26 protein-coding genes are annotated in these 26,864 nt (G+C 62.0%); 7 read left to right on the plus strand and 19 right to left on the minus strand.

Annotated features, from left to right (window positions below; translation table 11 throughout):
- Positions 1-61: 61 nt before the first annotated feature.
- Entirely contained in the window at positions 62-409 is a 348-nt protein-coding gene (locus tag AAHB08_RS01090) for a hypothetical protein (RefSeq protein WP_342057851.1), read from the plus strand.
- A gap of 124 nt (positions 410-533) precedes the next feature.
- A complete protein-coding gene (locus tag AAHB08_RS01095; protein ID WP_342057852.1) occupies positions 534-1,199 on the plus strand; it encodes a hypothetical protein in 666 nt (221 codons plus the stop codon).
- Positions 1,200-1,626: 427 nt separating this feature from the next.
- On the opposite strand, the gene AAHB08_RS01100 is transcribed toward AAHB08_RS01095, so the two are convergent.
- The 6 genes from AAHB08_RS01100 to AAHB08_RS01125 form a co-directional block, all read right to left on the minus strand.
- Complete coding sequence (locus AAHB08_RS01100; RefSeq protein WP_005313020.1) at positions 1,627-1,842, minus strand: YdcH family protein; 216 nt, start codon at positions 1,840-1,842, stop codon at positions 1,627-1,629.
- 275 nt (positions 1,843-2,117) lie between these two features.
- Positions 2,118-2,708, minus strand: coding sequence for a hypothetical protein (locus tag AAHB08_RS01105; RefSeq protein ID WP_247626876.1), 591 nt, complete (start codon positions 2,706-2,708; stop codon positions 2,118-2,120).
- An 11-nt stretch (positions 2,709-2,719) separates the two neighbouring features.
- Entirely contained in the window at positions 2,720-4,066 is a 1,347-nt protein-coding gene (locus AAHB08_RS01110; protein ID WP_319912845.1) for an MATE family efflux transporter, read from the minus strand.
- 139 nt (positions 4,067-4,205) lie between these two features.
- On the minus strand, positions 4,206-6,029 hold the full coding sequence (locus AAHB08_RS01115) for a SulP family inorganic anion transporter (protein ID WP_043131609.1): 1,824 nt from the start codon (positions 6,027-6,029) through the stop codon (positions 4,206-4,208).
- A 70-nt stretch (positions 6,030-6,099) separates the two neighbouring features.
- Complete coding sequence (locus AAHB08_RS01120; RefSeq protein WP_342057853.1) at positions 6,100-6,684, minus strand: nucleotidyltransferase family protein; 585 nt, start codon at positions 6,682-6,684, stop codon at positions 6,100-6,102.
- Positions 6,674-6,931 (minus strand): GNAT family N-acetyltransferase, encoded by a 258-nt coding sequence (locus AAHB08_RS01125; RefSeq protein WP_171275747.1) that lies wholly within the window; start codon positions 6,929-6,931, stop codon positions 6,674-6,676. The genes AAHB08_RS01120 and AAHB08_RS01125 overlap by 11 nt, the downstream gene beginning before the upstream one ends.
- A 146-nt stretch (positions 6,932-7,077) precedes the next feature.
- Between AAHB08_RS01125 and cysM the strand changes: the two genes are divergently transcribed.
- Positions 7,078-7,980: a cysteine synthase CysM gene (gene cysM / locus AAHB08_RS01130; protein WP_342057854.1), complete on the plus strand. Its 903-nt coding sequence runs from the start codon at positions 7,078-7,080 to the stop codon at positions 7,978-7,980.
- Between the two features lie 38 nt (positions 7,981-8,018).
- Here cysM and AAHB08_RS01135 read toward each other — a convergent pair whose 3' ends face one another.
- From AAHB08_RS01135 to AAHB08_RS01150, 4 genes are read right to left on the minus strand one after another with little or no spacing between them, the layout of a single operon-like run.
- Positions 8,019-9,203 carry an iron-containing alcohol dehydrogenase gene (locus AAHB08_RS01135; protein WP_342057855.1) on the minus strand — a complete coding sequence of 395 codons (1,185 nt, stop codon included), beginning with the start codon at positions 9,201-9,203 and terminating at the stop codon, positions 8,019-8,021.
- Positions 9,204-9,220: 17 nt separating this feature from the next.
- Positions 9,221-9,730 carry an SCP2 sterol-binding domain-containing protein gene (locus AAHB08_RS01140; protein WP_202046343.1) on the minus strand — a complete coding sequence of 170 codons (510 nt, stop codon included), beginning with the start codon at positions 9,728-9,730 and terminating at the stop codon, positions 9,221-9,223.
- Complete coding sequence (locus AAHB08_RS01145) at positions 9,720-10,310, minus strand: TetR/AcrR family transcriptional regulator (protein WP_139435125.1); 591 nt, start codon at positions 10,308-10,310, stop codon at positions 9,720-9,722. Before AAHB08_RS01145 ends, AAHB08_RS01140 begins: the two co-directional genes overlap by 11 nt.
- 8 nt (positions 10,311-10,318) lie before the next feature.
- Positions 10,319-11,746: a coniferyl aldehyde dehydrogenase gene (locus AAHB08_RS01150; protein WP_342057856.1), complete on the minus strand. Its 1,428-nt coding sequence runs from the start codon at positions 11,744-11,746 to the stop codon at positions 10,319-10,321.
- Between the two features lie 213 nt (positions 11,747-11,959).
- Between AAHB08_RS01150 and AAHB08_RS01155 the strand changes: the two genes are divergently transcribed.
- On the plus strand, positions 11,960-12,253 hold the full coding sequence (locus tag AAHB08_RS01155; RefSeq protein WP_342057857.1) for a hypothetical protein: 294 nt from the start codon (positions 11,960-11,962) through the stop codon (positions 12,251-12,253).
- Positions 12,254-12,319: 66 nt separating this feature from the next.
- Here the strand turns inward: AAHB08_RS01155 and AAHB08_RS01160 are convergent, their stop codons facing one another.
- From AAHB08_RS01160 to AAHB08_RS01195, 8 genes are all read right to left on the minus strand, one after another.
- Positions 12,320-12,769 carry a C40 family peptidase gene (locus tag AAHB08_RS01160; protein ID WP_202046340.1) on the minus strand — a complete coding sequence of 150 codons (450 nt, stop codon included), beginning with the start codon at positions 12,767-12,769 and terminating at the stop codon, positions 12,320-12,322.
- Positions 12,770-12,886: 117 nt separating this feature from the next.
- On the minus strand, positions 12,887-13,801 hold the full coding sequence (locus AAHB08_RS01165; protein WP_202046339.1) for a hydrogen peroxide-inducible genes activator: 915 nt from the start codon (positions 13,799-13,801) through the stop codon (positions 12,887-12,889).
- A 312-nt stretch (positions 13,802-14,113) separates the two neighbouring features.
- Entirely contained in the window at positions 14,114-15,079 is a 966-nt protein-coding gene (locus AAHB08_RS01170; RefSeq protein ID WP_025326340.1) for an alpha-L-glutamate ligase-like protein, read from the minus strand.
- Between the two features lie 3 nt (positions 15,080-15,082).
- The gene (locus AAHB08_RS01175; protein ID WP_202046338.1) at positions 15,083-16,621 is read right to left on the minus strand and encodes an inactive transglutaminase family protein; all 1,539 of its coding nucleotides are present in this window, start codon (positions 16,619-16,621) and stop codon (positions 15,083-15,085) included.
- A gap of 3 nt (positions 16,622-16,624) precedes the next feature.
- The gene (locus AAHB08_RS01180; RefSeq protein ID WP_041204232.1) at positions 16,625-17,413 is read right to left on the minus strand and encodes an ATP-dependent zinc protease family protein; all 789 of its coding nucleotides are present in this window, start codon (positions 17,411-17,413) and stop codon (positions 16,625-16,627) included.
- A 52-nt stretch (positions 17,414-17,465) separates the two neighbouring features.
- Positions 17,466-18,443: a tRNA 5-methoxyuridine(34)/uridine 5-oxyacetic acid(34) synthase CmoB gene (gene cmoB, locus AAHB08_RS01185; protein ID WP_319912851.1), complete on the minus strand. Its 978-nt coding sequence runs from the start codon at positions 18,441-18,443 to the stop codon at positions 17,466-17,468.
- Positions 18,440-19,180 carry a carboxy-S-adenosyl-L-methionine synthase CmoA gene (cmoA, locus tag AAHB08_RS01190; RefSeq protein WP_342057858.1) on the minus strand — a complete coding sequence of 247 codons (741 nt, stop codon included), beginning with the start codon at positions 19,178-19,180 and terminating at the stop codon, positions 18,440-18,442. Before cmoA ends, cmoB begins: the two co-directional genes overlap by 4 nt.
- 383 nt (positions 19,181-19,563) lie before the next feature.
- A complete protein-coding gene (locus AAHB08_RS01195; RefSeq protein WP_202046335.1) occupies positions 19,564-20,412 on the minus strand; it encodes a DUF72 domain-containing protein in 849 nt (282 codons plus the stop codon).
- 432 nt (positions 20,413-20,844) lie between these two features.
- Between AAHB08_RS01195 and aspS the strand changes: the two genes are divergently transcribed.
- From aspS to AAHB08_RS01210, 3 genes are all read left to right on the plus strand, one after another.
- A complete protein-coding gene (aspS, locus tag AAHB08_RS01200; protein WP_139436472.1) occupies positions 20,845-22,623 on the plus strand; it encodes an aspartate--tRNA ligase in 1,779 nt (592 codons plus the stop codon).
- Between the two features lie 68 nt (positions 22,624-22,691).
- Complete coding sequence (locus tag AAHB08_RS01205; protein ID WP_005325689.1) at positions 22,692-23,432, plus strand: YebC/PmpR family DNA-binding transcriptional regulator; 741 nt, start codon at positions 22,692-22,694, stop codon at positions 23,430-23,432.
- Between the two features lie 293 nt (positions 23,433-23,725).
- Positions 23,726-25,351: a phosphoethanolamine transferase gene (locus AAHB08_RS01210; RefSeq protein WP_342057859.1), complete on the plus strand. Its 1,626-nt coding sequence runs from the start codon at positions 23,726-23,728 to the stop codon at positions 25,349-25,351.
- A gap of 298 nt (positions 25,352-25,649) precedes the next feature.
- Here AAHB08_RS01210 and nagC read toward each other — a convergent pair whose 3' ends face one another.
- A complete protein-coding gene (gene nagC / locus AAHB08_RS01215) occupies positions 25,650-26,864 on the minus strand; it encodes a DNA-binding transcriptional regulator NagC (protein WP_162519201.1) in 1,215 nt (404 codons plus the stop codon).

Genomic DNA, 26,864 nt, shown 5'->3' on the forward strand with positions numbered 1-26,864 from the left:
CGGGGCGCTAGCGAAGTTAAAAGCTCAAGAACCTACAAGGGAGTTTGTAGGGAGTTTATTCTTGTCAATTATGGAAAATCCAATCCCTGGGTATTATGGGGAGGTTAGATGGTGTGGGGATATCAATGAGCCTGTGATTTCTGTAAATCCAATTGATAGGTTGGATAGTGTATCTATTAAAGATGATTTCAAAGTTGGCAAGAACACATCTTTAGCATTTACTACTGACCTTATGAGTATGTTTCATCTGAACTGTGAAAATGCCGAGGAGTGTCTAGAAAAGCTTATAGAACGTACTCATGAAATTACTAAGGATGCACTTTTTTCTAAAAACAATGGAGCATTCACAGGTTTCACTGAAGATGATTTACATTTTATTGCTGAGGTTTTAAATGTGAAAGTGAAATAAAATAGATTTATATTATTTTTTCGAGGTGTTTCTTTATCGACGACTTATTATTTTTAAGATGACTAGTAGATAATCCAGTGTTTTTTAACAACTTTTGAACTAATGTATGCCACAGGAGATGAAGATGAGTTTGAAAGAAATATGGAAAGAGCAGTTAGATAGGGTGATGTCGAACATTGGTGCTTTCATAATTATTGGTTCTTTATCAGGTTTTATTATTGGTGCTAAAAGTACATTAGAAAGTTGTGAGTGGCTAAGCAGCTATCTCAAATTCGTCAACATCAATGTTGATTATAGTGATTTTGGTGGCAGTTTACTTTCGGAGCACTTAGCTCCAAATTCATTAACGCTAATCCTAGTTTTTTCATTTTTCTTATCAGCACTTCATAGAATTTTATTTGGAGTAATCGATAGTAGACCAGATAAAAATGGAATGATATATAGCCTTGTAAGTTTTGGATCATTGCTCGCAATCGCATGGCTTGGGTTAATGATAGGGATTTCTTTTCCGGCACTTATTTTTGATGGTTGGTCCATAGCATTGAAATATATAATTATATCAATATATCCGGCAATGTTTTTAATTGAGGTCGTATTTTGCCTAAAATATTTATATTGGGGAGGGCTAAATGAAAGGCCGGAGTATATCGAAGATATAAAAAAATGGAAAATGAAAACGCGTTTTGAAGGGGTAGGGGTGTTAGCACTGTCAATTCTATTTTTAACTTTTTACGGTCAATACAAAAATTTTATGGGTTTAATTATTAATTATTTAAAGTCTATATTGTGATGTGATTTCAAACAAGTTCTGTGCACGCAAGGAATTCTCTGTTTTTGTAAGGGGGTGTTATCCTTATCTTGGAATAATTAGTGTTTCATGAGTGAGGCATATAATTAAGTATTAAGTTCCTCTTAGCTAAAGTTTATTCCATCATGAGAAAGGTCAGTGATGTTTATTCTACTGGCGTACATATAGCATATGGTTAGATGTGTTAGGAAAAATAGAGTTAGGGAAAGTATGACTAATGAATGACAACGAAATAATGAAACGTGGATGGTAATTATCTATACAGTTTTCCAGAGTCATATCGATTTTAACCTGCGATTCGCAGGATCTATAGACTTCTACACTACATCGTCGTAAAAGCGCAATAAAAAGCCCGGCGTCGGGCCGGGCTGGCAGGATAAGTTGCTTATCCGGGTATTCGTCGAGGCGTCTAGTGTGGATGTTGTTTGAGGATGTCGTATATCTCCTCTTTCAGTTTAAGTTTCTGTTTTTTCAGATCCTTCACCTCGGAGCTGTAATCGCTGGCGTGATGTTTTTCCAGCTTCCTGATCTCCGCATCCAGGTCGTTGTGCAAGTCAAACTTCTTTTGGAAATGGACATCACTGCTCTTCAGTTTCGAGATGAGATCTCTGTACTCCGGGAACATGTAATGAAGCCTCCTTGGTGTCGTTTGATTGTGCCTTGACCTTCAAACTACCCCTTACCCCGGGAGATAAATGTGATCCCGATCCAATTTGGGGCAATGGGTTTGCTGCATCTGGCGGATGATTTTTAACTTATTGAATCACAAGCAGATAAGTGATTTATAAGGAGGGCAGAGAGGCGGGAATCGGGATCCCGTTCACAGTTGTGCCCCTTTGATGACGGCAGGCGGGCAGCAAGAAGGGGCGCAGGGCCCCTTCTTGGTAACAGGTGTGGCGTTTACTCTTTTTTCTTTTTCTTCTCGGGCAGGGGCTGACCGCCTCGGGCAATCACCTTGCCCACCTCGAAGCCTATCTGGGCCGCCAGCTCTTCCAGATCCGGGGCCTTGGCCTCGTTGCCGATGGCGTACTGGTAGTTGGCTATGGTGATCTTCTCGGCCACCGGGGTGCCCGGCACTATGGGCTCACGCCAGCCCTGGCCCACATGGGCCACCAGGGTACCGTTCATGATGAGTTCGCCGACTATCTCCTGGGTGGGGATGCCCTTGCCGTAGGTCAGGCCCTGGGCATGCTTCTTGCCGACCAGGGGTTCGGTGCTTGCGGGCACCAGCTTGGTGCGGATCAGCCACTTGGGATCCTTGTGCTTGCCCACCGCCTTGCCGGTCTGGTACTCGTTGATCTTGATGGTCTTGATCATCTGGGCCATGAAGTCCTTGGTCAGGGCCTTCTGCGCCTCGCTGGTCTGGTCGATGACGATGGGGGCCACGTACCAGGTCTGGGGGGCTTGCGCCTTGGGGGCCGCCGGAGCGGTTTGTGCCATGGCGAGCGGGCTGAGCAGGATGGCCGCCAACAAGAGTCCGATTTTCTTCATTGTGATTCCGCTTATGTTTCGACAAGAATTTTGTTTTGCCAGCGACGACTGCGCCAGCGCCAGAACATGGCCAGACCGCGAACCCACTCGTCGCAGGCCAGCGCCAACCAGATGCCTACCAGGCCATAGCCCTGCATGATACCAAGGAAATAGGCGAGGGGAACGGCAATGCCCCACATGGAGACGAGCGCCATGTAGAGCGGGAAACGGGCATCCCCGGTGGCGCGCAGGGCGTTGATCACCACCAGGTTGAAGGTGCGGCCGGGTTCGAGGATGAGGCTGATGAGGAACAGCTGCGCCACCTGGGTGATGATGTCGGCGTCGTCGGTGAATAGGCTGATGATGGCGCGTCCGTTCAGGGCCGCGGCGATGGCAATCAGGCTGGTGACGATGAGGCCGAGCTTGAGGCTCTTGATGAGCTGGCGATAGGCCTGCTCGAAGCGACGGGCCCCCGCCAGATGGCCGATGATGATCTCGTTGCCAAGGCCGATGGAGAGACCGAACAGCAGGATGAACAGGCAGATCTGGAAGAAGTAGGACTGGGTCGCCAGCGCCTTGTCGCCGAGCAGGCCGACGAAGGCGGTCACCACCATGAACTGCAGCATCCAGGAGAGGTTCTCCCCCGCCGCCGGCAGGCCGATGTGCAGCACCTTGTCCAGCATGGCGCGGCTTGGCCGGAGGATCTCCGGCAGCCGCAGCCGTATGCCGGTCTTGCGCGCCACCAGCCACACCAGCAGCACCACACCGACGATGCGCCCGGCAACAGTGCTGATGGCGACCCCGGCGACCCCGAGCTGGGGCAGGCCGAACCAGCCGTAAAGCAGCAGCAGGTTGCCGACGAAGGTGATGAGGTTGACGATGAGGGTCACGTACATGGCCTGACGGGTGTGGCCATGGGCGCGCAGGGTGGCGGCCAGGCAGAGCGCCGCCGCCTCCGGCAGCAGGCAGAGCCCGATGATCTGCAGGTAAAGGGTGGCATCCCCCATCAGGTGGGCGGGCAGGTTCATCAGCGCCAGCATGGTGCTGGCACCGGCCATGACCCCGACCGCGGCCACCAGCCCCACCAGCAGGTTGAAGCCGATGGCGGTGTGGATGACCACGCGCGCCTTCTCCCTATCCCCCGCCCCCAGATACTGGGTGATCACCACGCTGGTGCCTATGCTGACGAAGCTGAACAGGGTGATGGCGAGGTCGAACACCTGGTTGCCCACCGCCAGCGCCGCCACCCCCTGGTAGGAGACATGGCCCACCATGAAGGTGTTGAGGGCCCCGGTCAGGAAGTGCAGGGCGAGATCGATGAACAGTGGCCAGGTCAGGGCGAAGAGGGAGCCCGGGCCCGCGTGGGATTGAGTCTGCATGGGATGTCCAAATACTGGGGATGGCCCTCGTCAGCGCCATCTGGACGGGCATTTAACACCAAGCGGGTGCGGGGTGCAATCCTGCCCTGAGCAAAGAGGGGGGCGGGCCGGCCCGGCACCCTCTCGCTAGGCTGCGCCGTCAGACCGGGGTGGCGCCCGCTTCCTGCTCGCAGGGCCGGGTGAGGTGCGCCGAGTCCGGCAGCTCGTCGTCCTGGGGCCAGCGGGAGAGCAGGGTATCCGTGGTGCTCTCCACCACCTCGTCATCCTTGAACACCGGCTCCCGGTAGCAGCGGGTCATGCGCAGGGCCTGATACATGTCGGGACTGAGGATGACCCCCTCGTCCCCAATCCGGATCCCTGCCTGCTTGAGCCACTGGGTCATCTGGCCGTGGCGACCGGCCATCACCATGTGGATGCCACGGCGCCTGAGCTCCTTGTGCAGCTCCCCCACCATGCTCATCACGCTGATGTCCTGATGGGTGAAGCAGGCCACCGCATCCACCACCAGGCACTTGGGATTGTGGGGATCCTGTACCAGCAGCGCCAGCACCCGCCGCTTGAAGTAGGGGGCGTTGAAGTAGGTGAGCGGCGAGTTGAAGCGATAGACCAGGATGCCGGGAATCGCCTTGGCCTGCTCGTTGTCCCCCAGGGTGCGCACCACCCCCTCGTCGTCCATGCCGAGCAGCTGATCGGTGGGGCGCATCACGTTGCGCAGGAACTGGAACAGGCCCAGCAGGACCGCCAGGGTGATCCCCGGAATGACCCCCATGGTCAGCACGCTGATGAAGGTGATGAGGGCCAGCCAGAAGGCGGCGCGGTCCGAGTCGCGCAGGGCCCAGAGGCCGCGAAAATCGGTGAGCGACAGGGAGGCCATCACCAGCACCACCCCGAGGGCGGCGGTGGGGATGAATTTAAGCGGCGCCGTCAGGTAGAAGGTGATGAGGGCGATCACAGCGGCGGCGATGATGGAGACCAGCTGGCTCTTGCCGCCGTTGGCGTCGTTGACCGCGGTGCGTGAATCCGCCCCGCTGATGGCAAACCCCTGGGAGACCGCAGAGGCGAGGTTTGCCATGCCCAGCGCCCTGAACTCCTTGTCCGCATCGATCTCGTAGCCGTTCTTGGCGGCGAAGCTGCGGGCGGTGAGCATCATGGAGACGAAGCTCACCATGGCGAGGTTGAGCGCCGGCAGCACCAGCTCGCGCATCAGGCCGGGGGGGAATTCCGGCATCTGGAAGGCAGGCAGGCCCGAGCCCACGGCCCCCAGGGTGGCGATGTCGAACTGGCCGAGATTGAGGGCCCACACCAGGGCCGCCGTCACCACCATGGCCACCATGGAGGAGGGCCAGGATGGCTTGTAGCGCTTGGCCAGCAGCAGGGTGAGCAGGGCGGTCAGGCTCATGGCCAGGGTGGGCAGATGGGTCTGGGTAATGTAGTCGGTGCCATTCAGGATCCGCTCGATGAGATAGCGCTCGCTGAAGGTGAAGCCGAAGATCTTGGAGAGCTGACCCACCATGATGGTGATGGCCACCCCGTTGAGCAGCCCCATCAGAATGGGGCGGGAGAGAAAGTCCGCCAGCACCCCCAGCTTGAAGCGGCTGGCGATGAGGCACCAGAAGCCGGTCATGGCGGTCATGGTCATCACCAGTTGCCACTGGCGGGTGGGATCCCCGGCGGCGAGCGGCGTCACAACGGCGGCGATGACGGCGCAGGTGGCGGCGTCCGGGCCGACGATGAGCTGGCGGGAGGTGCCAAAGAGGGCGTAGACCACCATGGGCAGTATGCAGGAGTAGAGGCCGACGATGGCGCCCACGCCGGCGAGCTCCGCATAGGCGATGGCCACGGGCAGGGCCACGGCCGCCACCGAGAGTCCAGCGCGAAGATCCGGCATCAGCCAGGCCCGCTGATATTGCAGCAGGGCGGCGAGGCCCGGCAGCCAGCGTTCGAGTGAGAAGAAGTCGCGCATTATTTAACCCATTGAGTTACAAAAATCTTTTTCTTAGTGTGCCCAAGGTTGTCGGCCCATTGCAATCCGGTCATGGCCAGTTCACCACCAGATCAGGCCAGATGCGCTGCCACTGTTTGTCCCTGATCCTGTCGATGAAGATCCGGCTCTCCTGCCGGCAGCGCGGATTGGGGCTCACCTGCAGGGACCAGTTGGGGCCAAAGCCGTAGGGGGCCAGCCACTGGAACTCATCGTTTTCCAGCAGGCGGACCCCGATGCAGGTGGGCACCTCCACCCAGTGGCCGAGCGCCGCCAGCGAGCTGGCAAAGGGGGCCACTTGCTGGCGCACATGCATGCGCGCCTGGTTGCGCACCTCCCAGCGCTGGCCGGGCAGACGCTCCGCCAGCCAGGCTTGGTGCTCCCGTTCGGCGGCACCTTCCGGGTCGCTCGGATCCAGATAGACAAGATCTATGTCGTTGAGGGGGGTGGGCTCGGCCTTGTGATGGAGATGATCCCAGATGAGGTTTCGCACAAAGCCCGCCCCCAGCGCCCAGTCCGGCAGGGCCAGCTCCCGCGCCGCCCGGAGGCAGGCCATGCGCAGGGGATCGGCCCGCAGCAGGGCCTCGGTGTGGGCTTGCAGCTGCGCCTCCCGGGGGGCTTGTGCCTCAACCGGCATGACGGCGCAGCCAGACGTCTATGTAGCTGCAGCTCGGCACTATGGTGAGCCCCTCTGCCCGGGCCCAGTCGTAGAAGTTGCGCGCCAGCCTGTCGGCAATGCCCTGTCCCCTCAGCTCGGACGGCACCTGGGTGCTGCAGGCGTCCACCGTGGTTGCGTCCAGCATGCGGTAGCTGAGGCGAGAGGTCTTGCCGTCCACCACGCAGATGAACTGCTGCTGGTCGGCCTGATGAAGAATGTCGCTCATGGAGGCTCCTCAAAGGGTGGGGAAGGGGTATCAGAGCATGCTGGCCGGACTTTGCCAACCGTGCTCTTTGCGGGCCGAGGAGGCTCGCTTACACTGACCGGCCTGCGAGCGGCTCGCTAGGCAAGGTATAGAACAGTTAGCAGAGGATGGATCCCGTTATGGCCTTCGCCACCCTGGAAGATCTGATTGGCAATACTCCGTTGCTGCGCCTGCGCCGCATCAACCCCTGTCCCGACGTGACCCTGCTGGTGAAGCTGGAGGGCAACAACCCCGCCGGCTCGGTCAAGGACAGGCCGGCCCTGAACCTCATCCGGGCGGCGGAGGCGAGCGGTCACTTAGGGCCAGGAGCACGACTCATCGAGGCCACCTCGGGCAATACCGGCATAGCGCTGGCCATGGTGGCGGCGGCCCGGGGATACCGGATGCGCCTCGTCATGCCCAGTACCATGAGCCAGGAGCGGCGCGACGCCATGCAGGCCTACGGCGCCGAGCTGGTGCTGGTGGAAAACGGCATGGAAGAAGCGCGGGATCTGGCGCTGGCCATGCAGGCCCGCGGCGAAGGGCTGGTGCTCGATCAGTTCAACAACCCGGCCAATCCGGATGCCCACTACCTCTCCACCGGCCCCGAGATCTGGCGCCAGAGCGAGGGGGCAATCACTCACTTCGTCTCGGCCATGGGCACCACGGGCACCATCATGGGGGTCTCCCGCTACCTCAAGGAGCAGAACCCGGCGGTGCAGGTGATCGGCCTGCAACCGGCAGAGGGGAGCCAGATCCCCGGCATTCGCCGCTGGCCAGAGGCCTATATGCCCGCCATCTTCGAGCCAGAGCGGGTCGATCGGGTGCTGGATGTGACCCAGGAGGAGGCGCTCGCCACCATGCGCCGGCTGGCGCGGGAAGAGGGGATCTGCTGCGGGGTCAGCTCGGGGGGCGCCGTGGCCGGTGCCCTGCGGGTGGCGGCAGAGATCAAACAGGGGGTGGTGGTGGCCATCATCTGCGATCGGGGGGATCGCTACCTCTCCACCGGGGTCTTCACGCCGCCCATCTGATCCTGCGCCCCCGGCCCTCTGTAGGGCTGGCTTGGGGGTCATTCCCACACCTGCTCCAGCAGGGCCAGCAACTGTTCCCTGTCCGCATCCTTGCGGTTGTAGAGCAGGGCGCCGTCGTTGATGGCGAGATCCCGGATATCCTTGAGCACGGCTCTGTCCGTCACCCCGGCTTCCGCCAGGGTGCGCGGCAGCCGCACCGCCTCCCACAGGGTGTCGCGCAGGGCGCAGAGTGCATCCAGGGTGGCCTGGGGGCGCAGCGCCTCTGGGGTGGCGGCGAAGCGCTCCGGCCCCGCCAGCGGCAGCAGCAGATGGGCCAGCTCAGGGTCTATCTGCGGCCTGTTGTAGTCGAGCACAGTGGGCAGGAAGAGGTTCATGCACAGGCCGTGGGGCAGGTGGCAGCGGGCCCCCAGGCTGTGGCCGAGGGCGTGCACCAGCCCCACCATGGAGTTGGAAAACGCCATGCCCGCCAGGGTTGAGCCCTCCGCCAGCTGCAGTCGCAGGTGCTTGTCCTCGGGGGCCAGCAGCACCCTGGGCAGGGCATCGGCTATCTTCTCCACCGCCATCAGGGCCAGGGCGTCACTGACCGGGTTCTTGCCGTTGCCGATGAAGGCCTCGATGGCGTGGGTCATGGCGTCCATGGCGGTGGCGGCCGTGATGGGCAGCGGCAGCCCCTGGGTGAGGCGCGGATCCAGCACCGCCAGCTGGGGCAGCAGGAAGGGGGAGGTGAAGGGCACCTTGCGCCCGCTCCCCTCGTCCCGGATCACCGCCACCAGGGTCACCTCGGAGCCGGTGCCCGCCGTGGTGGGCACCACCGCCAGCGGCTTGAGGGGCCGGGTCAGGCAGCCTGCCCCCGCGTGATCCAGCAGCCGCTCCCCGCCCAGGGTGACCAGGATGTTGACCGCCTTGGCGGTATCGATGACGGAGCCTCCCCCCAGGGCCACCAGGCTGTCACAGCCCAGCTCCCGCCAGCGGGCGGCGATGCGCTCCACCACGGCGGTGGAGGAGTCGGCGGGGATCTCGTCCCAGATGGCGGCCACCGGCAGGCCCCCCTCCGCCAGCACATTGGCCAGCAGGGTGGCGAGCCCGCTGCCGCCGACCCCCTTGTCGGTGAGCAGCAGCGGACGGCGCGCCCCCAGTGCCATCAGCTCGTCCGGGAGCTGCTCCAGCGCCTGCTCCCCCGCCATCAATCTGACCGGACAGAAGAAATCGTAATAACGGCTCATGGTGTTCATCCTTCTCTTCAACCGGTCAGCAGACCCAGGTAGATGTGGCAGGCTCGCGTCAGCTTGTGGCGCGGGTTCGGGTAGTGGCGCAGCAGGGGCCGCGCGATGAAGGCAGGCAGGATCAGCGCTTGCAACTGTTCCAGCGCCCGCACCAGGTGCATGGCCGCCCCGAGATCCCCCTCCACCAGCAGCCGGTTCTCGCAGAAGGCCTGATTGATGCCGAGGCGAAAGCTGAGGGCGCGAAAGGCGATGGCGGGATGCTTGAAGCAGACCCGCAGAACATGAGGACTTGTTGCCTCAAGGGGCGCGGGGCCGCAGCGCCAGCGCCCGGCCCTCTTGTGCAGGGTCAGCCCCCGTTTTATGCCGCTCACCTCCAGCCGGATGCAGAGCCCCTCCGGCAGGGGGGCGAGCTCGCGGCGCACCGCCTCGTCGACCCGGGCGGCGCGGCACAGGGTGCGGCCGATGACCCAGAGCAGGCCCCCTATCCAGAGGCGCCTGCCGGTGGCAAGCCAAGGATCAAGCGTCATCAAGGCCTCCTGCGATGGCGGACCAGAAGAGGGCGAAGGCGCTGGCCTGCCAGTGGGGATCCTCCCCGAGCTCGGGCTGGTCGACAAAGAGGGAGGCGCAGGCCAGGAACTGGCTCTGGCACACCTCCAGCATCAGGACGGGGGGCGCCTGCATCAGCTCGCCGCTGGCCTGACCCCGGGCGAGCAGGCGCGGCAGGAAGCGCAGTGTCTCCCCCAGGATCTGGCTGCGCAGGGATCTGGCCAGCAGGGGGGAGTGGAAGAAGCCCAGCACGAACTTGAGCTCGTGGGGATGGGCCTGCATCCAGCTCATCGCCTGACACCAGTAGTGGCGCGCCTGCTCCCTGAGGGGCAGGGCCGGATCCGCCTCGCTGATGGCGGCGCCAAGGCGCAGCTTGACGTCCTGGTAGAGCTGCTGGATCAGCAGCTCCTTGCTGGGAAAGTGGTGGAACAGGGTGCCGTTGGCCACCCCGGCCGCCCGGGCGATGCGGGCGGTGGCGGCCCCCTGCAGGCCATCCTCGGCGCACAGGGCAAGGGCGGCATCCAGGATCTGGCGGCGTTTGTCTGTCATGGGATCGCTCATGCTGCCTCCTAGCGCAGGAACAGGGCCATCATCAGCTTCTGGTACCAGCGCCGATAAGGGGGATGGATCAGGGTCCCGGCGCTGAAACGGCCGCGGCGCAGCACGGTTTTCGCCTTGGAGAAGGTGAGAAAGCCCTCGTGGCCGTGGTAGTGACCCATGCCGGAGGGACCTATGCCGCCGAAGGGGGCGTCGTCCGCCGCCACCTGGAACAGGCACTCGTTGATGGCCATGCCACCGGCGTGGGTCTCCCGGATGAGGCGGTGCTGCAGCGCCGGATCCAGGCTCATCAGATAGAGCGCCAGCGGGCGTGGCCGGGCCGCCACATAGGCAATGGCCTCCTCGATGCTGTCATAGGGCACCAGGGGCAGCAGGGGACCGAAGATCTCCTGCTGCATCAGCTGGCAGTGGCCGGGCACCTCGGTCAGCAGGTGGGGCACCAGGCGGCGGGTGCCGTCATCCCGGGCCGGCGAGGCGCAAGGGTGCACCTCGGCACCCGCCTGTTTCGCCTCCGCCAGCCAGGCGGTGAGCCGCTCATACTGGGTCCCGTTGATGATGGAGCCATAATCCGGGCTATCCAGCCCCTTGGGATAGAGGCGGCGAAAGTGCGCCTGATAGGCCTCGATAAAGGGCTGCTCCTGCCCTCGCGGCAGCAGCACATAGTCCGGGGCCACGCAGATCTGGCCAGCGTTGAGGCTCTTGCCGAAGATCATCCGCGCCACCGCCAGGGCCAGGGGCATGTCGGGGGCGATGAGGCAGGGGCTCTTGCCACCGAGCTCCAGGGTCAGCGGCGTGAGCTGGGGGGCGGCGGCGGCCATCACCCGCCTGCCCACCGCAGTGGATCCGGTGAACAGCAGATGATCGAAGGGGAGGGTGCTGAAGGCGGCCGCGAGTCCCGCGTCCCCCTCGATGACCACCACCTCGTCGTCGTCAAACACCTGGGCCAGCAGGGTGCGCAGCACGGCGTTGGTGCGAGGGGTGAACTCGGAGAGCTTGATCATGGCGCGGTTGCCAGCGGCGATGGCGCCGATGAGGGGCCCCAGGCTCAGCATCACAGGGAAGTTCCAGGGCACCATGATGCCGATGACGCCCAGCGGCTGATAGTGCACCTCGACCCTGGCGGGGGCCAGCAGCAGGCCGGGGTGGCGCCGCGCCGGCCTCATCCACCCCTTGAGCCGTTTCAGGCTGTAGTTGATCTGCATGACGCAGGGCAGGATGTCGGCGACCAGGGAGTCGTAGTCGCTGCGCTGGCCGTAGTCCAGGGCCAGGGCGTCGCACAGGGGTTGCTTGTGGGCGAGCAGGGCCCCCTTGAGTGCGATCAGCCGGTTGCGGCGCTGTGCCAAGCTCGGCATGGGATGGGCCTGGCAGGCCTGCTTGAGGCGGTGCAACTGCTCGGGCAGGGAGAACTTGTCTGGGGACTCTGTTCGTATGGCTTCCATGGTTTGCTCCGCACAAAAACTGACCGACTGATTAGTCGGTCCAAGCCTAGCGCCTTGTTGCCAGCTTGTAAACAGGGGCGTGCCGGAGCGAGGGCGGCTGGGGGGTCCTGTCCGCCGGAACTGTGCTCGGCCCCACAGTTTTGGGGGATCTCGATTGGTGAATTATCCAATAAGGGGTAGTTTTTGCTCATCAACTCAAATGGAGAGCAGCACATGACCAGGGAATTGCACAGCCTGCTGGCCCGGCTGGACGATGTGATCGAGCGGATGCCGGACAGTTTCAACACCTATGAATTTGCCCAGAAGCTGGCGCTGCAACATCAGCGGGAGTATTTCGCCGCGGGCCACTCCCTGGCGGAGCAGGAGAAGAACCTGCTGCGCCTGCTCCACGAGAAGATTGCCGAGGCGCTGGCAGCCAGCGAGCGGCTGATCGAGGGAGCCCTGCTGCCCTGCGTCACCCCCTGGGGGGAGCGGGCTACCTCGCCCCGCTGGCACCGCAAGCACTGAGCCTCTGCGCGGCACAAAAGAAGAAGGCCCCTCGGGGCCTTCTTCTTTTCGGTTCGTTGGTGGCGGCTACTGAGTCAGGCGGCGAGCCTGCCAGTAGCGGCTGTTCCAGTAGACGTTGTCGAGGCGCGAGCGGATCACCCCCTTGCTGGTGGAGGCGTGAATGAACTCCCCGGCGCCGGTATAGACGCCGACGTGGTACTGCTGCCAGCCGGTCTTGAAGAACACCAGATCCCCGTGCTGCAGCCGGTATCTGTCCACCGGCCTGCCGAGGCTGGCCTGGGATTCCGTGGTGCGGGGCAGGGTGAAGCCCAGCACCTGCTGGTAGGCAAGCTGGGTGAAGGCGGAGCAGTCGAGGCCGGCGCGACCGGTGCCGCCCATGCGGTAGGGGACGCCGCGCCACTGCTGATAGAAGCCGTCGAAGGCACTGGCCTGGCGGGCAGGCGGTGGCGGCTCCGGAGTACTGGAGCAGGCGACGACAAGCAGGGCCAGCAGGGGCGGCAGCAGGGTGCGAAACATCTCAACTCCTTGATAGGGCACGGGATTCATCATAGACGATGTTCCTGCCTGGAAGCTGAACAGCGATAGCATAAATGCTTGCCAAGGGCGGAAGACCAGCCCCCGGCAAGCCAGTCGTCACTCCGCCGCCTTGGGAGTTATCAGCGGCGTGAGCAGCTCGGCAATCTTGTAGAAGGTCTGCACCCGGGTGGTGCTGGGGCGCCACACCAGGCCTATCTCCCGATAGGGCTTCTCCCCGGGCAGGGGGATGGCCACCAGATCCGAGTTGTCGAGGATGCCCGCATCTATGGCCATCTGGGGCAGGAAGGTGGTGCCAAGGCCCGCGCCCACCATCTGCACCAGGGTGTGCAGACTGGTGGCGGCGAAGGGGTTGATCTTGCTCTTGTCCCTCAGCCGGCAGGCGCTCACCGCGTGCTCGGTCAGGCAGTGCTCCCGCTCCAGCAGGAAGATGCTCTGGTTGGGCAGCTCCTTGTAATCGAACGGCATGTGCAGACCCGCCGCCATGTGAGAGGGCATCACCATGTGGAAGGGATCTTGCCCCACCGTCTTGCTGTGAAAGCCCCCTATCTCCACCGGCAGGGCCAGGATCAGCAGGTCGAGCTGGCCCTGCTCCAGCTGCTTGAGCAGGTTGGTGGTGGTGTCTTCCCGCAGCAGCAGCTCCAGCTCCGGATAGGCCTTGCCGCACCGCTGCAGCAGCTTGCTCAGCAGGAAGGGGGCTATGGTGGGGATGCAACCCAGGCGGACGGTGCCGTGCATGACGCCCCCCTGCTGCTGGCCGAGCTCCATCAGATCCCGGGCGTCGGAGAGCAGGTTGCGCGCCCGCGCCACTATTTCCATGCCGACCGGCGTCATGATGAAGCTCTTGTGGTCACGCTCCACCAGTTGCAGGTTCATCATGTCCTCCAGGGTCTGGATCCCGGTACTCAGGGTGGACTGGCTGACATGACAGGCCTTGGCGGCGCGATTGAAATTCTTGTGCTCGTCCAGAGCGACCAGATACTGCAGCTGTTTCAGGCTGGGCCAACGTTGCATAGGGGAAACCCGATCGATGCTATCTATTTGATTTGATTAATCTACCATCGAGAGACTGCTTTGTCGCCGAGATTAGGCGCCCTCCTGGCAGGGTCCGTGCATCGCGGGGCCAGCGAATGGGGGTAAGCCCGCCAGTCCATGCCCGTCGCGGCAACTACTGCCATGGGAGCTTATCTCCTTGTGCCAGCCCGTTGAAGGGGGGTTGCCATGGGATGTGACGGGGATCGGCCTTCCCCGGCGTCTTGCGGTGCCGCCCATGGCCGGCCATAAAAAAACGCGCCTGTTGGCGCGTTTTTGCAGGTGCGAGGCAGGCTATTCGTCGAAGATACCGAAGTGATCCTTGGCGAAGTTGACCCGCTGCTCCACGTTCATCTTGACCTGACCCAGCTTCTCTATGGTCTTGAGGTTGGGCACCAGGCCGCGACCGTTGGCGATCTGGATGGCGAGGCCGGGACGGGCGTTGAGCTCCAGCAGCATGGGGCCGCGGAACTTGTCCAGCACCATGTCGGTCCCGATGTAGCCAAGCCCCGACATCTCGTAGCAGGAGGCCGCGAGCGTCAGCAGGGTATCCCAGTGGGGCACCTTGAGATCGTAGAGATCCAGGCCGGTGTCCGGGTGGTGGCGCAGGGGGTTGCCAAATTGCACCGCCCGCAGGGCGCGACCGGTGCGCAGGCACAGGCCCACCCCCACGGCGCCCTGGTGCAGGTTCGCCTTGCCGTCCGAGGCTGAGGTGGAGAGGCGCATCATGGCCATCACGGGGAAGCCCTTGAAGATGATCACCCGGGCATCGGGGACCCCTTCGAAGGAGTAGCCGTCGAACACGTCATCGAAGTTGATGAGGCCTTCCACCAGCGCCACGTCGGGCTTGCCGCCCAGGGAATAGAGGCCCGCCAGTATGTTGGAGACATGGCGCTCCAGATCCTGGCCGTTGCAGGCGCTGCCGTTGGGCTTGTAGAAGCTGCCCTCTTCCTGGCGCAGGATCACCAGGATCCCCTTGCCGCCGGAGCCGCGGGCCGGCTTGATGCAGAAGCCCGGCCAATCCTTCACCAGCTCGGTGATGCGGGTCACGTCGTGCTGCTCGCGAATGGTGCCGATGAGTTCAGGCACCGTCACCCCCGCGTCCAGCGCGATGCGCTTGGTCTTGAGCTTGTCATCCACCAGCGGGTAGAGACGACGCGGGTTGTAGCGGCTGATGTAGGAGTGGTTGCGTTTGTTCATGCCGAGGATGCCTGCTTGCGACAGGCTCCACGGGCTGGTGTATTTCTGCCAGAACCACATCTGTTACTTGTCCTTACCCGGGGTGGCACCGGACTTCATCTCGTCCACCAGCGGCTTGAAGCGCTTGAGCTCGCTCAGCTTGTAGCCGGTGTAGTTGCCCATCACCAGCACGGTCGCCATCAGCACCAGTTGCAGGCCGAGGAAGTTGAAGGTGAGGTGACGAATGAGCTCGTTGTCCATGGCCAGGTAGGCGATGACCGCCACCAGCAGGGAGCCGCCACCCTGGCGTACCACCTCTTTCGGACCCTCTTCTTCCCACAGGATGGACATCCGCTCAATGGTCCAGGAGAGGATGATCATCGGGAAGAAGGTGATCTTCATGCCGTCGGTCAGCCCCAGCTTGAAGGCAAAGGCGGAGAAGATGCCGATCATCGAGATCACCATGATGATGATCGCCGATATTCGCGCCACCAGCAGCAGGTTGAGCCTTGAGAGGTAGGAGCGGATCACCAGGCCGGTGCCGACGATCAGCAGGAAGCCGATGAGACCGGTGACCAGCGAGGTCTGGATGAAGGCGACCGCGATCAGCACCGGCATGAAGGTGCCCGAGGTCTTGATACCGACGATGACCCGCAGGAAGACCACCATGAGCACGCCGATGGGGATCAGCAGCAGACCCTTGAACAGGGCCTGCTCTTCCAGCGGCAGGCTGTGGATGGAGAAGTTCATCATCTCGGACTTCTCGAACTTCTGCGCCAGGGCCACGTTGACCGGTTGCTCCTGCTCGATCATCGAGAAGGTGACGCGGGAGTTGTGACCGCCGGTGACGTCCAGGAGGGCGCCGGAGTTGTATTCCCACAGCAGCAGGTTGCCCGGTTGTCCCTGTTCGCCGGTTTGCGGGTTGAACAGCTTGTAGTCGGTCGGGCTGTTGAACACCTGCAGGTAGTCCACCAGCTCTTGACGACGGCGACCGTCTTCCAGGCTCAGGGCGTGCACCACCCGTGCCGGCACCTCGGCGTTGTTGAGCAGCTCGGCGATCAGGCTGGCGCGGCTCTTGTGGGATTTGAGCAGCTCGGCGTTCTGTTCCTGCTTCTCGATCTCCTTGATGATCTCGCGGGTCAGGGTGTAGCCGTCGGCGGAACGCTCCTGGGCGCGCTCGAGGATCTGCTTCATCGCGGTGGCGTAGGGCTCACTCTCGATCTGCTTCTCGATGGCGGGCGGCAGGGGGTTGGCGGCGGGCTTGGCATGGGCATCCGCCATCATGTCGACCCGGTAGTAGAGCTCCTGGCGGCCGGAGGCGCTGCGAATGGACCACTCGGCGCGGGCATCCCCGTCTTTTTCCACGAACGACAGGCCGTAGCCCGGGCTCGCGGCATTCTCGTTCATCAGGGTGAAGCCGGGCTGGGTGCCCGGAATGGCCAGGGAGGCGATCACCGGCTCGCCGGTGGCCTCGAACTCGAGCTTGGCTTCGATAGACCAGATCTGACGTTTTTCACCGGGCGTGAGGGGCACGTCCAGGGCGACATGGTGATAAAACGTCATTCCCAGGCCGACAATGAACAGCAGGGCGACCAGCAGATAGAACGGCTTACGGGAAACCATGGATTATTTTACATCCTTGAGCTTGGGTTTTGGTTGGATATACTCGCGGGCCACGTCGACCACGGCGATGTCTTTCAAGAATTCACGGCCCAGCAGCACGGGGAAGGTCATGTCGCTGCGATCCTTCAGGGTAAATTCGGCCTTCTCCGTCATGTCGCCGATGCGCACTGTGAGGCGCACCACGGGACGACGATCGAGATCGTCGGCAGAAGCCTGACGCACCCGCACGTGACGCACCAGGGGTGCCTCGATCTGGATCTTGTCGTCCATCTCCTGGTGGCTCAGGAAGAAGCGCACCCAGTTCTTGCCGTTGCGCTCGAAGATGGTGATCTCCTGGGCGCTGATGGAGGAGGTGGTGGCGCCGGTATCGACCCGTGCCTGGAAGGCATCGTTGGCGGCGTCTACCCAGATCCACTCCGCTTCACCCACCAGCAGCTTGCCGTCGACCGTGTGGCCCTGGCTCGGAGCCGGGCACTTCTCGGTGGGAATGGCCATGGGTTTGGGGGGCTCGGGTGGCAGGGTAGCCAGCTTGCTGTCGACTTTCTTCACGGACTCTTTCATGTTGGTGACATCGGTGTTGAGCTGAACCAGCAGGTGCTGTTGCTGCACATACTGCTTCTGTTGCTGTTCCATGGATGTTTGCAGGCGTTGCTCGCTCAACGAGATCTCGTTGCGCAGCTCCGCCAGCGTCAGGGTCGGGACAGGGGGCGCTTTTTCCATACTGACACACCCGCCGAGACTGAGCAGGGAGAGCAGGGTCATTCCTTTTAATTTGCTTTTCATGTCATTCATTTAACTGTGCTTCCTGGAATTGGGTCAGTGTAACTTCCACAGCCGCCATCGGCTAGTCTTTGGCCTTTCTGGCGATCAGTACGGCACGCTTGGGTGCCGGGTATCCTTCGACCGTGAGTGCGGGATCGGTGGGATCCAGATAGTCACTCAGGGACTCGTTAATCATCCAGTCGGTACGACGCTGTTCGTCGGTGCTGGTCATATTCTCGTCCACTATCCGCACGTCCCTGAACCCGCAGCGCTCGACCCACAGCTTGAGGGCCGCGCTCGAGGGGATGAACCAGACGTTGCGCATCTTGCCGTAACGATCGGTGGGCACCAGCACGTCGTTGACACCGCCGTCGATCACTAGCGTCTCCAGCACCAGCTCCCCATCGTCTTTGAGCTGGTTGCGCAGCTGTTCGATGTGCTCGATGGGGGACTTGCGATGATAGAGCACCCCCATGGAGAAGACGGTGTCAAAGGCCCGCAGCTCAGGGAGCTCCTGGATGCCGAGCGGCAGCAGGTGGGCGCGCTGATCGTTGCCGGCGAAGTGGCGAATGGCCTCGAACTGGCAGAGGAAGAGCGGGCTCGGGTCTATGCCGACCGCAAGCTTGGCCCCTTCCCCCACCATGCGCCAGAGGTGGTAGCCGCTGCCGCAGCCCACGTCCAGCACGTAACGCCCTGCGAGCGGGCTGATATGGGGCAGCACCCGATCCCACTTCCAGTCGGAGCGCCACTCAGTGTCGATGTGGATGCCGTGCACATGGAAGGGGCCCTTGCGCCAGGGCATGAACTGGCGCAGCAGGCTCTCGGTCTTCTTGCGCTCCCCCTCGTTCATGCTCTCAAGGCTGCCTACCTCGACCCGGTTTTTCAGCTCGACGTTGCCGGGGGCCACCTGCGGCAGCTTGTTGAGGGCCCGGTTCCAGCGCGGCAGATCGCCGTGCAGGTTGTCGTGCTGCCAGGCGTGCAACTGGGCGGGCAGGGTGTGCAGCCAGTGGCTCAGCCGGTTCTTGGCGATCAGTTGATAAAAGTTGGCGAAATCGATCATGGCTGGGCGTCGCTTGATTTGATGGCAATCATGGAGCCGAAGTTGAAGCACTGGAACCAGAGATCCTGATGGGTGAAACCGGCGTCCCGCAGGCGGGCACGGTGGATCTCCAGGCTGTCGGTGCGCATCACGTTCTCCAGCGCCGTGCGCTTCTGGCTTATCTCCAGCTCGCTGTAGCCGTTGGCCCGCTTGAAATCGAGGTGCAAGTCGATGAGCAGCGCGTTGACCTGCTCGTCCTCGAAGCGGAACTTCTCGCTCAGGATGAGGATCCCGCCGGGGCGCAGACCGTCATGGATGCGCGCGATGAGGGCGGCGCGCTTCTCGGGTTCGACGAACTGCAAGGTGAAGTTGAGCACCACCACGGAGGCGTTCTCGATTTCGACGTCGCAGATGTCCGCCTCCACCAGCTCTACCGGCACCTCGGATTTGAAGCCGGAGAGGTGGGCGCGGGCGCGCTCTATCATCGGATGGGAGAGATCCACCGCCGTGATCTGGCAGCCCGGCTGGTTGACATGACGGCGCATCGCCTGGGTGGCGGCGCCCAGCGAACAGCCGAGGTCATAGAGCCGGCTCTCGGGCTGGGCGTAGCGGGCGGCCATCATGCCGATGGCGGAGATGATGTTGCTGTAACCCGGCACAGAGCGCTGGATCATGTCGGGGAAGACATCGACGACCTGTTCGTCAAAGCAAAAATCCCCCAATTGGGCGATGGGGGCGGCAAAAATCTGATCGTGCATGCTGGCGCAACCTGACAGCCGGTGCGCGAACCGACTGTGTGTTCAATGGAGTCGTTGGGTGACGCCCGTCCGGGTCGTCACCGGTTTACGAACGGGGTGGCTGGCCTTGTGATCCTTCGGGCCCGCCCTGTTCGCAATGGATCATCATCCTGGTCCTTTATGGGGATGAGCCGTCTGCGGCAGGTGTTGCCATGGACAGCGGTCAGAGCCCTTTCCCGGGAGCCGGACGGTCGCCTGCAACACTGTGCCATGGCGGGCGTCCGGGTCCTTGCTTGGGGCGGTAGTGTAGAGGAAAGGCGGGCGTTTGTCTTGACGCCGAACCCAGTGGGGCCACAAAAAAACGGCTTTTTTTAGCGGTGAAACAGGGGCGGGGAAGGGAGTGGCTAAAAGGGCAGCACGCCCTGGCGCGCGCGATCGTTTTCCCCCGGCCAGGGGGCCATCTCCTGACCGAGCAGCCGACTGACCTGACGGGCCAGTTCGGGGGCCCGGGCGTTGTCGGCGGTATGGATAAAGAGGTAGAGATCCTTCCCCTCTGCCAGCCATTGTTTCCAACGGGGCAACCAGGATGGCAAAAATGGGTAATTGTCCTCGATTTGAGGAAGGCCGATGAGGCGCACCACTGGGCTGTTGGCGGTGGCGAGCAGGTGCACCGGGAGCCTCGGCTTCTTGCCCTGGGCATCGATCATGGCGGCCGTGGTGGCGGGCACCGAGAAGAGCGGCCGGCTGTCGAGCATGATGCGGTTGATGCCCCTGTCCATCAGCAGGCGGTTCAGGGCCCGCTCCGCCTCCCCCTTGGCGAAGAAGTCAGGGTGGCGCACCTCGAGGGCATAGGTGAAATCCGGCGGCAGGCTCTCGAAGAAGGCGGCGAGGCGCGGCAGACCGGCGGGGCCGAAGCGGGCGGGCAGTTGCAGCTTGAGCAGCCCCAGTTGCCCGTGCAGGGGCGCCAGCAGGGCGATGAAGGCCGCCACCTGCTTGCCGGCGCTCACCAGATCGCTCTGGTGGCTGATCTCTTTCGGAAACTTGAAGCTGAAACGGAACTGGGGCGGCACCGCATCGGCCCAGCGGCGCACCGTGTCCGGGGTGGGGGAGGCGTAGAAGGTGGTGTTGCCCTCCACGGTATTGAACACCCGGGCATAGTGGGCGAGGTGCTCGGCGGGCCTGGCACCCACCCCCAGCAACTGGCCGGGCCAGGCCGGGTGTGACCACTGGGGCAGACCCAAATAGAGGCTCATGTCGGTTCCTGTCTGCGGATTTATGCTGTTTTGCTCCCCTTTTTGCGCCAGGACAACAAAAAACAGGGCAAAGGAGGCTGCGGGCCATTTTACCCAAATGGGGGTTTTCCTCTATAATGCCAGCCCTTTTGTTTGCCAAATCGTTGTGACTCACGGGGTTGTGCGCCTAAGGTGGCGATGATCTAAGTCACAAGGTTGCCAGACAACGACGCTTGCCGATGTTCTCGCCTCGCGCATCGACCCCTCGACGGGGCACTCGGCGCGAGCCGGCATTGGCGGCAAGTATCCGGCTCGGGGAGCCGGATGATATGAGACTGATTTCAAACCGGGTAAGAACCAGGATCTGGCCAGCTGTGAGACAGACGGTGCTTGCCAGTCGTGCCCGGCGACCCAAGGTGAACCGTCTCTCTACCATTTCGAAGGAAGAAGTCCATGCGCTCTATCTATTGCGGACAGGTCAATGAGGCCCATGCCGGGCAGACCATTACATTGTGCGGTTGGGTCCACCGTCGTCGTGATCTCGGCGGCCTCATCTTTATCGACATGCGCGACCGGGAAGGGATCGTGCAAGTCTTCTTCGACCCGGACAAGCCGGACGCCTTCGCCCTGGCCTCCGAGTTGCGCGGCGAGTTCTGCATCCAGGTGACCGGCGTGGTGCGTACCCGTCCGGACTCCCAGCGCAACAGCGACATGGCCACCGGCGCCATCGAGGTGTTCGCCCACGAGCTCACCATCATCAACCGTGCCGAGCCGCTGCCCCTTGACTTCAACCAGGTCAACAGCGAAGAGATCAGCCTCAAGTATCGCTACCTGGACCTGCGTCGCCCCGAGATGGCCAGGTACCTGAAGACCCGTGCCAAGGCCAGCGCCTTCGTGCGCCGCTTCATGGACGAGCAGGGCTTCCTCGACATCGAGACCCCCATGCTGACCAAGGCGACCCCGGAAGGGGCCCGTGACTACCTGGTGCCGAGCCGGGTGCACAAGGGCAAGTTCTACGCCCTGCCGCAGTCCCCGCAGCTGTTCAAGCAGTTGCTGATGATGTCCGGCTTCGATCGCTACTACCAGATCGTCAAGTGCTTCCGCGATGAAGACCTGCGTGCCGACCGCCAGCCGGAATTCACCCAGATCGACGTGGAGACCTCCTTCATGACCGCGCCCCAGGTGCGTGAAATCATGGAAGAGATGATCCGCAAGCTCTGGCTGCACATCCTGAACGTGGATCTCGGTGACTTCCCCATCATGACCTTCGATGAGGCCATGCGCCGCTTCGGCTCCGACAAGCCGGACCTGCGCCTGCCGATGGAGCTGGTGGATGTGGCCGACCTGCTGACCGCAGTGGAGTTCGCCGTGTTCGCCGGCCCCGCCAACGATCCGAAAGGCCGCGTGGCAGCCCTGAAAGTCCCGGGCGGCGCCGAGCTGTCCCGCAAGCAGATCGACGAGTACACCAAGTTCGTCGGCATCTATGGTGCCAAGGGCCTGGCCTGGATGAAGGTCAACGAAGCCGCTAATGGCATAGAGGGCGTGCAGTCTCCGGTGGCCAAGTTCCTCACCGACGAGATAGTGCGCGAGATCCTGGCCCGTACCGGCGCCGCCGACGGCGACATCCTCTTCTTCGGCGCCGACTCCAAGAAGGTGGTGTGCGACGCCATGGGCGCCCTGCGCCTGAAGGTGGGCCGCGATCTGGGTCTGGTGGAGAACGTCTGGAAGCCGCTGTGGGTCATCGACTTCCCCATGTTCGAGGAAGATGGCGAAGGTGGCCTGGCTGCCATGCACCACCCCTTCACCGCCCCGAGCAACCTGGGCCCGGACGAGCTCAAGGCCAACCCCCTGGGTGCCTATGCCAACGCCTACGACATGGTGATCAACGGCTACGAAGTGGGTGGCGGCTCTGTGCGTATCCACAACAGCGAGATGCAGTCCACCGTGTTCGACATCCTGGGGATCACCCCGGACGAGCAGCGCCTGAAGTTCGGCTTCCTGCTGGATGCCCTGAAGTACGGTACCCCGCCCCACGCCGGTCTGGCCTTCGGTCTGGACCGCCTCAGCATGCTGCTGACCGGTACCGACAACATCCGGGACGTGATCGCCTTCCCGAAAACCACGGCAGCGGCCTGCCTGATGACGGATGCTCCCAGCTTCGCCAACCAGGCCCAGCTGACCGAGCTGGCCATCGCCACCGTTGCCAAGGCCGATGCCAAGGCTGACGCCTGAGAAGATTGAAGAACGGGTCGCCATGCGACCCGTATCCCATTGATTTCACATTATAACGGAGAGTTTATATGGCAGGTCACAGCAAATGGGCCAACATCAAACACCGCAAGGCGGCGCAAGACGCCAAGCGTGGCAAGATCTTCACCAAGCTGATCCGCGAAATCACCACCTCGGCTCGCCTCGGTGATGCGGATCCCGCCAACAACCCGCGCCTGCGCGCGGCGGTAGCGGCTGCCCTGACCGGCAACATGACCCGTGACACCATCAACCGTGCCATCCAGCGTGGCGCCGGTGGTGGCGATGGCGAGCAGCTCGAGACCATCGTCTACGAAGGTTACGGCCCGGCGGGCTCCGCCGTCATGGTGGAGTGCCTGACCGACAACCGTAACCGCACAGTGGCGGAAGTGCGTCATGCCTTCAGCAAGTGTGGCGGCAACCTGGGCACCGACGGCTCGGTGGCCTACCTGTTCAGCAAGAAGGGTCTGCTGACCTTCGTGGGCGTGGACGAAGATGCCCTGATGGACGCGGCCCTGGAAGCGGGCGCCGATGATGTTGTCACCGAAGAGGATGGCTCCATCGAGGTCTACACCACCCCGAACGATTTCGGCACAGTGCTCGATGGCCTGGAAGCCGCCGGCTTCAAGCCCCAGAGCGCCGAAGTGACCATGATAGCTTCCACCGAAGCCGAGCTGGACGCCGACACCGCCCCCAAGCTGATGCGTCTCATCGACATGCTGGAAGATCTGGACGACGTGCAGGAGGTCTACCACAACGGCTCCATCTCTGACGAAGTGGCTGCGCTGCTCTGATCGCCATCAGAAATAGACACTAGCGGCAGGAGGCACCACAAGGGTGTCACCTCCGACCAGACGGCAGCCTAAGGCTGCCGTTTTTTTATATCTTTGACTCTTCTCTAGCGCCATTTTCTTCGCTGTGCCTCCCTTAATGCCCGCTTAAGTTTGCCTTCCTACTCTCTCCTTGCATCCGGGCCGCTGTGCCCATCACCGCGTTGTCTGCTCGGGAAGAGAGACGGGTGACAGGGATGCCCACAACGGAGCCCCCATGCAGGGTCTCCAGAACACTGGCTTGTCGGAGTATCGTTATGCGTCTCACCCTGGGAGTGATGAAGGTCAACCTGTTGCTGGTGCTGCTGTTTGCACTGGTGTTCAACTGGCCCATTTTCCTGCACTTTTACCGTATTCTCAGCGCCCTCGAGCACGTCAAGGCGGGGTTTGCCCTCTCCATCCCCCTGGTGCTGATTGCCGCCCTCAATGCGGTTTTCCTGCCGTTCACCTTCCGCTATCTGCTCAAGCCCTTCTTCACCTTCCTGATCGTCACCGCCTCCCTGGTCAGCTACGCCATGCTCAAATACGGCATCATCTTCGATGTGGGCATGGTGCAGAACATACTCGAGACCAACAGCGGGGAGGCGAGCTCCTACCTCAATGGTTCAGTGGTGCTCTGGTTCCTGCTGACCGCCGTGCTGCCGGTGCTTGCCCTCTTGTGGCTGAAGATCGAATACCCAACTCCCTGGTACAAGGGGCTGGCCCAGCGTCTGGCGGGTATCGCCCTCTCCCTGCTGTTCCTGGTCGGCGTCGCCGCCCTCTATTACCAGGACTACGCCTCGGTCGGGCGCAACAACCACACCATCGTCAAAGAGATAGTCCCCTCCAACTACGTGCGCGGCCTCTATCGCTACGCCCGGGATATTCTCTTCGCCACCCCTGTCCCTTATGAGCCGATAGGCACAGATGCCAGGGTGGTCGCCAGGAGCGACAAGCCGACCCTGATGTTCCTGGTGGTGGGGGAGACGGCCCGCAGCCAGAACTACTCCCTCAACGGTTACCAGAAGCAGACCAACGGTTTCACCATGAAGGAGCCGGATCTGGTCTCCTTCAGGGATGTGCGCTCCTGTGGCACCGCCACCGCGGTCTCGGTGCCCTGCATGTTCTCCAACCTCACGCGCCGTGGTTATGACGAGACCCTGGCCAAGTCCAGGGACGGCCTGCTGGACGTGCTGCAGCACGCCGGTGTCTCCGTGCTGTGGAAGGAGAACGATGGTGGCTGCAAGGGGGTATGCAATCACGTGCCCACCCTGGAGATCGAACCCAAGGCCTTCCCCGAATACTGTGAAGGGGATTCCTGCTATGACGAGGTCTTGCTGCAGGGGCTGGATCGGCAGATCGCCGGGATGAAGGGCAGGCAGGGCAGCAAGCTGGTGGCCTTCCACCTGATGGGCAGCCATGGCCCGACCTACTATCGCCGCTACCCGGCCGCCGATCGCGTCTTCCTGCCGGATTGCCCGCGCAGCGACATCGAGAACTGCAGCAACGAGGAGCTGGTCAACACCTATGACAACACCATCCGCTATACCGACAAGGTGCTGTCCCAACTCATCGCCAAGCTCAAGACCCTGGAGAGCCAGTACAACGTGGGGCTGGTCTACCTGTCGGATCACGGGGAATCTCTCGGCGCGCTGGGGCTCTACCTGCACGGCACTCCCTACAAGTTCGCCCCGGACGATCAGACCCGGGTGCCCTTGCTGACCTGGTTCTCTCCCCAGCTGCAGCGGGATCGCGGGCTCAATCAGGATTGCCTGCGCCAGGAGGCGGACAGCAAGCGCTTCTCCCACGACAACCTGTTCCACTCGATGCTGGGTATCATGGACGTGCAGACCCAGGTCTATGACGGTGCGCTTGATCTGTTCAAGCCGTGTAGGGCGGGGTGAACCACCGCGTCCGATTACGCCGCTACGGGGCTAATCGAACCTACGCTCTGTTCAAGCCTTGTAGGGCGGGGTGAACCGGCGAAAGCCGACCATAAAAAACGGCAGCCACTGGCTGCCGTTTGCCTATCGGGAGAGTTGAGAGCAAAAGACCTTCCGTCACCGCGTCCGATTACGCCGCTACGCGGCTAATCGAACCTGGGCTCTGTTCAAACCCTGTAGGGCGGGGTAAACCGGCGAAAGCCGACCATAAAAAACGGCAGCCACTGGCTGCCGTTTTTTATTGATGCAAGGCGCGGCCTTACTTCTGCTCCATGATGATCTGCAACAGATCCCCTTCCAGCAGGGAGCGCTTCACCAGGGCGAAACCCCCTATGGTGGGCTGGTTCTGGAAGCGCGCCTTCACGATGGGCAGGCCACGGTGGAAGCTTGGCAGGGACTGGTGCTCGACGCAGCGACGGATGGCCGGGATCAGGATCTCCTCGGCGGCGGTGATTTCGCCGGCGATCAGCACCTTCTGGGGGTTGAACAGGTTGACCGTGATGGCGATGGCCCGGCCCAGATGTTCCCCCACGTTCTCGATCACGCTGCGGGCCAGTTCATCCCCCGCCACCGCGGCCTTGCACACCTCCTGGATGGTGATGTGCTTCTCCTGCAGCGAGCTCAGGTGGCCGCGGCTGATGAGCTCCTTCACCTTGTCGACGATGGCCTCGTTGGAGGCGATGGTCTCGAGGCAGCCGAAGTTGCCGCAGTGGCAGCGCTTGCCGAGGGGCTCGACCTGGATGTGACCGATCTCGCCGACGTTGCGGTTATGACCGAGGAACACCTGCCCCTTGGTGATGATGCCGGAGCCGGTGCCCTGGTGCACGCTCACCAGGATGGAGTCCATGCAGTCGCGGGACTCGCCGAAGAAGTGCTCCGCGAGCGCCAGGGAACGGGTGTCGTTGCCCACGTAGCAGGGGAGGTTGAAATGGTGCTCCAGCAGCTTGGCGAGCCCCAGGTTGCGGATCTGGTAGGTGGGGGTATAGATGACCATGCCGGATTCTGGATTGACCAGGCCCGGCATGGTCAGCGCGATGCTGATGAGGTTGCGGCTGCGCTCGGTATTGGCGTCGATGAAGGCGCCAATCTCCCGCAGCAGCATGTCGACCACGGGCTGTTGCTCGATCTCGGTCACCTGGGTGATGTGCTGATCTAGCTCCTTGCCGTCGAGATCATACAGGGAGAGCTGCAGATAGCCGCGGCCAAGCTTGGCGGAGACAAACTGAAAGCGATGCTTGATGGTGGTCAGGGAGATGGCGCGTCGTCCGCCGGTTGACGCCTGGGGCGACGTCTCCCTGATCAGCCCATGCTCGATCAGTTGCCGGGTTATCTTGGTCACGCTGGCCGGGGCCAGCTGACTCAACTCGGCAATTTTGACCCGCGAGATGGGCCCCTGCAGGTCAATGAGTCGATAGACGACGGCACTGTTCACCTGCTTGATAAGATCTACGTTTGCTATTTGTCCGCCAGTCAT

The organism is Aeromonas sp. OTU364, assembly GCF_038440395.1.
Taxonomy (GTDB): Bacteria; Pseudomonadota; Gammaproteobacteria; order Enterobacterales; family Aeromonadaceae; genus Aeromonas.

What these genes read in the sequence shown, in the direction of transcription:
- AAHB08_RS01095 (WP_342057852.1), top strand. Translation starts at nt 534, where the DNA reads ATGAGTTTGAAAGAAATATGGAAAGAGCAGTTAGATAGGGTGATGTCG.
- AAHB08_RS01100 (WP_005313020.1), bottom strand. Translation starts at nt 1,842, where the DNA reads ATGTTCCCGGAGTACAGAGATCTCATCTCGAAACTGAAGAGCAGTGAT.
- AAHB08_RS01105 (WP_247626876.1), bottom strand. Translation starts at nt 2,708, where the DNA reads ATGAAGAAAATCGGACTCTTGTTGGCGGCCATCCTGCTCAGCCCGCTC.
- AAHB08_RS01110 (WP_319912845.1), bottom strand. Translation starts at nt 4,066, where the DNA reads ATGCAGACTCAATCCCACGCGGGCCCGGGCTCCCTCTTCGCCCTGACC.
- AAHB08_RS01115 (WP_043131609.1), bottom strand. Translation starts at nt 6,029, where the DNA reads ATGCGCGACTTCTTCTCACTCGAACGCTGGCTGCCGGGCCTCGCCGCC.
- AAHB08_RS01120 (WP_342057853.1), bottom strand. Translation starts at nt 6,684, where the DNA reads ATGCCGGTTGAGGCACAAGCCCCCCGGGAGGCGCAGCTGCAAGCCCAC.
- AAHB08_RS01125 (WP_171275747.1), bottom strand. Translation starts at nt 6,931, where the DNA reads ATGAGCGACATTCTTCATCAGGCCGACCAGCAGCAGTTCATCTGCGTG.
- cysM (WP_342057854.1), top strand. Translation starts at nt 7,078, where the DNA reads ATGGATCCCGTTATGGCCTTCGCCACCCTGGAAGATCTGATTGGCAAT.
- AAHB08_RS01135 (WP_342057855.1), bottom strand. Translation starts at nt 9,203, where the DNA reads ATGAGCCGTTATTACGATTTCTTCTGTCCGGTCAGATTGATGGCGGGG.
- AAHB08_RS01140 (WP_202046343.1), bottom strand. Translation starts at nt 9,730, where the DNA reads ATGACGCTTGATCCTTGGCTTGCCACCGGCAGGCGCCTCTGGATAGGG.
- AAHB08_RS01145 (WP_139435125.1), bottom strand. Translation starts at nt 10,310, where the DNA reads ATGAGCGATCCCATGACAGACAAACGCCGCCAGATCCTGGATGCCGCC.
- AAHB08_RS01150 (WP_342057856.1), bottom strand. Translation starts at nt 11,746, where the DNA reads ATGGAAGCCATACGAACAGAGTCCCCAGACAAGTTCTCCCTGCCCGAG.
- AAHB08_RS01155 (WP_342057857.1), top strand. Translation starts at nt 11,960, where the DNA reads ATGACCAGGGAATTGCACAGCCTGCTGGCCCGGCTGGACGATGTGATC.
- AAHB08_RS01160 (WP_202046340.1), bottom strand. Translation starts at nt 12,769, where the DNA reads ATGTTTCGCACCCTGCTGCCGCCCCTGCTGGCCCTGCTTGTCGTCGCC.
- AAHB08_RS01165 (WP_202046339.1), bottom strand. Translation starts at nt 13,801, where the DNA reads ATGCAACGTTGGCCCAGCCTGAAACAGCTGCAGTATCTGGTCGCTCTG.
- AAHB08_RS01170 (WP_025326340.1), bottom strand. Translation starts at nt 15,079, where the DNA reads ATGTGGTTCTGGCAGAAATACACCAGCCCGTGGAGCCTGTCGCAAGCA.
- AAHB08_RS01175 (WP_202046338.1), bottom strand. Translation starts at nt 16,621, where the DNA reads ATGGTTTCCCGTAAGCCGTTCTATCTGCTGGTCGCCCTGCTGTTCATT.
- AAHB08_RS01180 (WP_041204232.1), bottom strand. Translation starts at nt 17,413, where the DNA reads ATGAATGACATGAAAAGCAAATTAAAAGGAATGACCCTGCTCTCCCTG.
- cmoB (WP_319912851.1), bottom strand. Translation starts at nt 18,443, where the DNA reads ATGATCGATTTCGCCAACTTTTATCAACTGATCGCCAAGAACCGGCTG.
- cmoA (WP_342057858.1), bottom strand. Translation starts at nt 19,180, where the DNA reads ATGCACGATCAGATTTTTGCCGCCCCCATCGCCCAATTGGGGGATTTT.
- AAHB08_RS01195 (WP_202046335.1), bottom strand. Translation starts at nt 20,412, where the DNA reads ATGAGCCTCTATTTGGGTCTGCCCCAGTGGTCACACCCGGCCTGGCCC.
- aspS (WP_139436472.1), top strand. Translation starts at nt 20,845, where the DNA reads ATGCGCTCTATCTATTGCGGACAGGTCAATGAGGCCCATGCCGGGCAG.
- AAHB08_RS01205 (WP_005325689.1), top strand. Translation starts at nt 22,692, where the DNA reads ATGGCAGGTCACAGCAAATGGGCCAACATCAAACACCGCAAGGCGGCG.
- AAHB08_RS01210 (WP_342057859.1), top strand. Translation starts at nt 23,726, where the DNA reads ATGCGTCTCACCCTGGGAGTGATGAAGGTCAACCTGTTGCTGGTGCTG.
- nagC (WP_162519201.1), bottom strand. Translation starts at nt 26,864, where the DNA reads ATGACTGGCGGACAAATAGCAAACGTAGATCTTATCAAGCAGGTGAAC.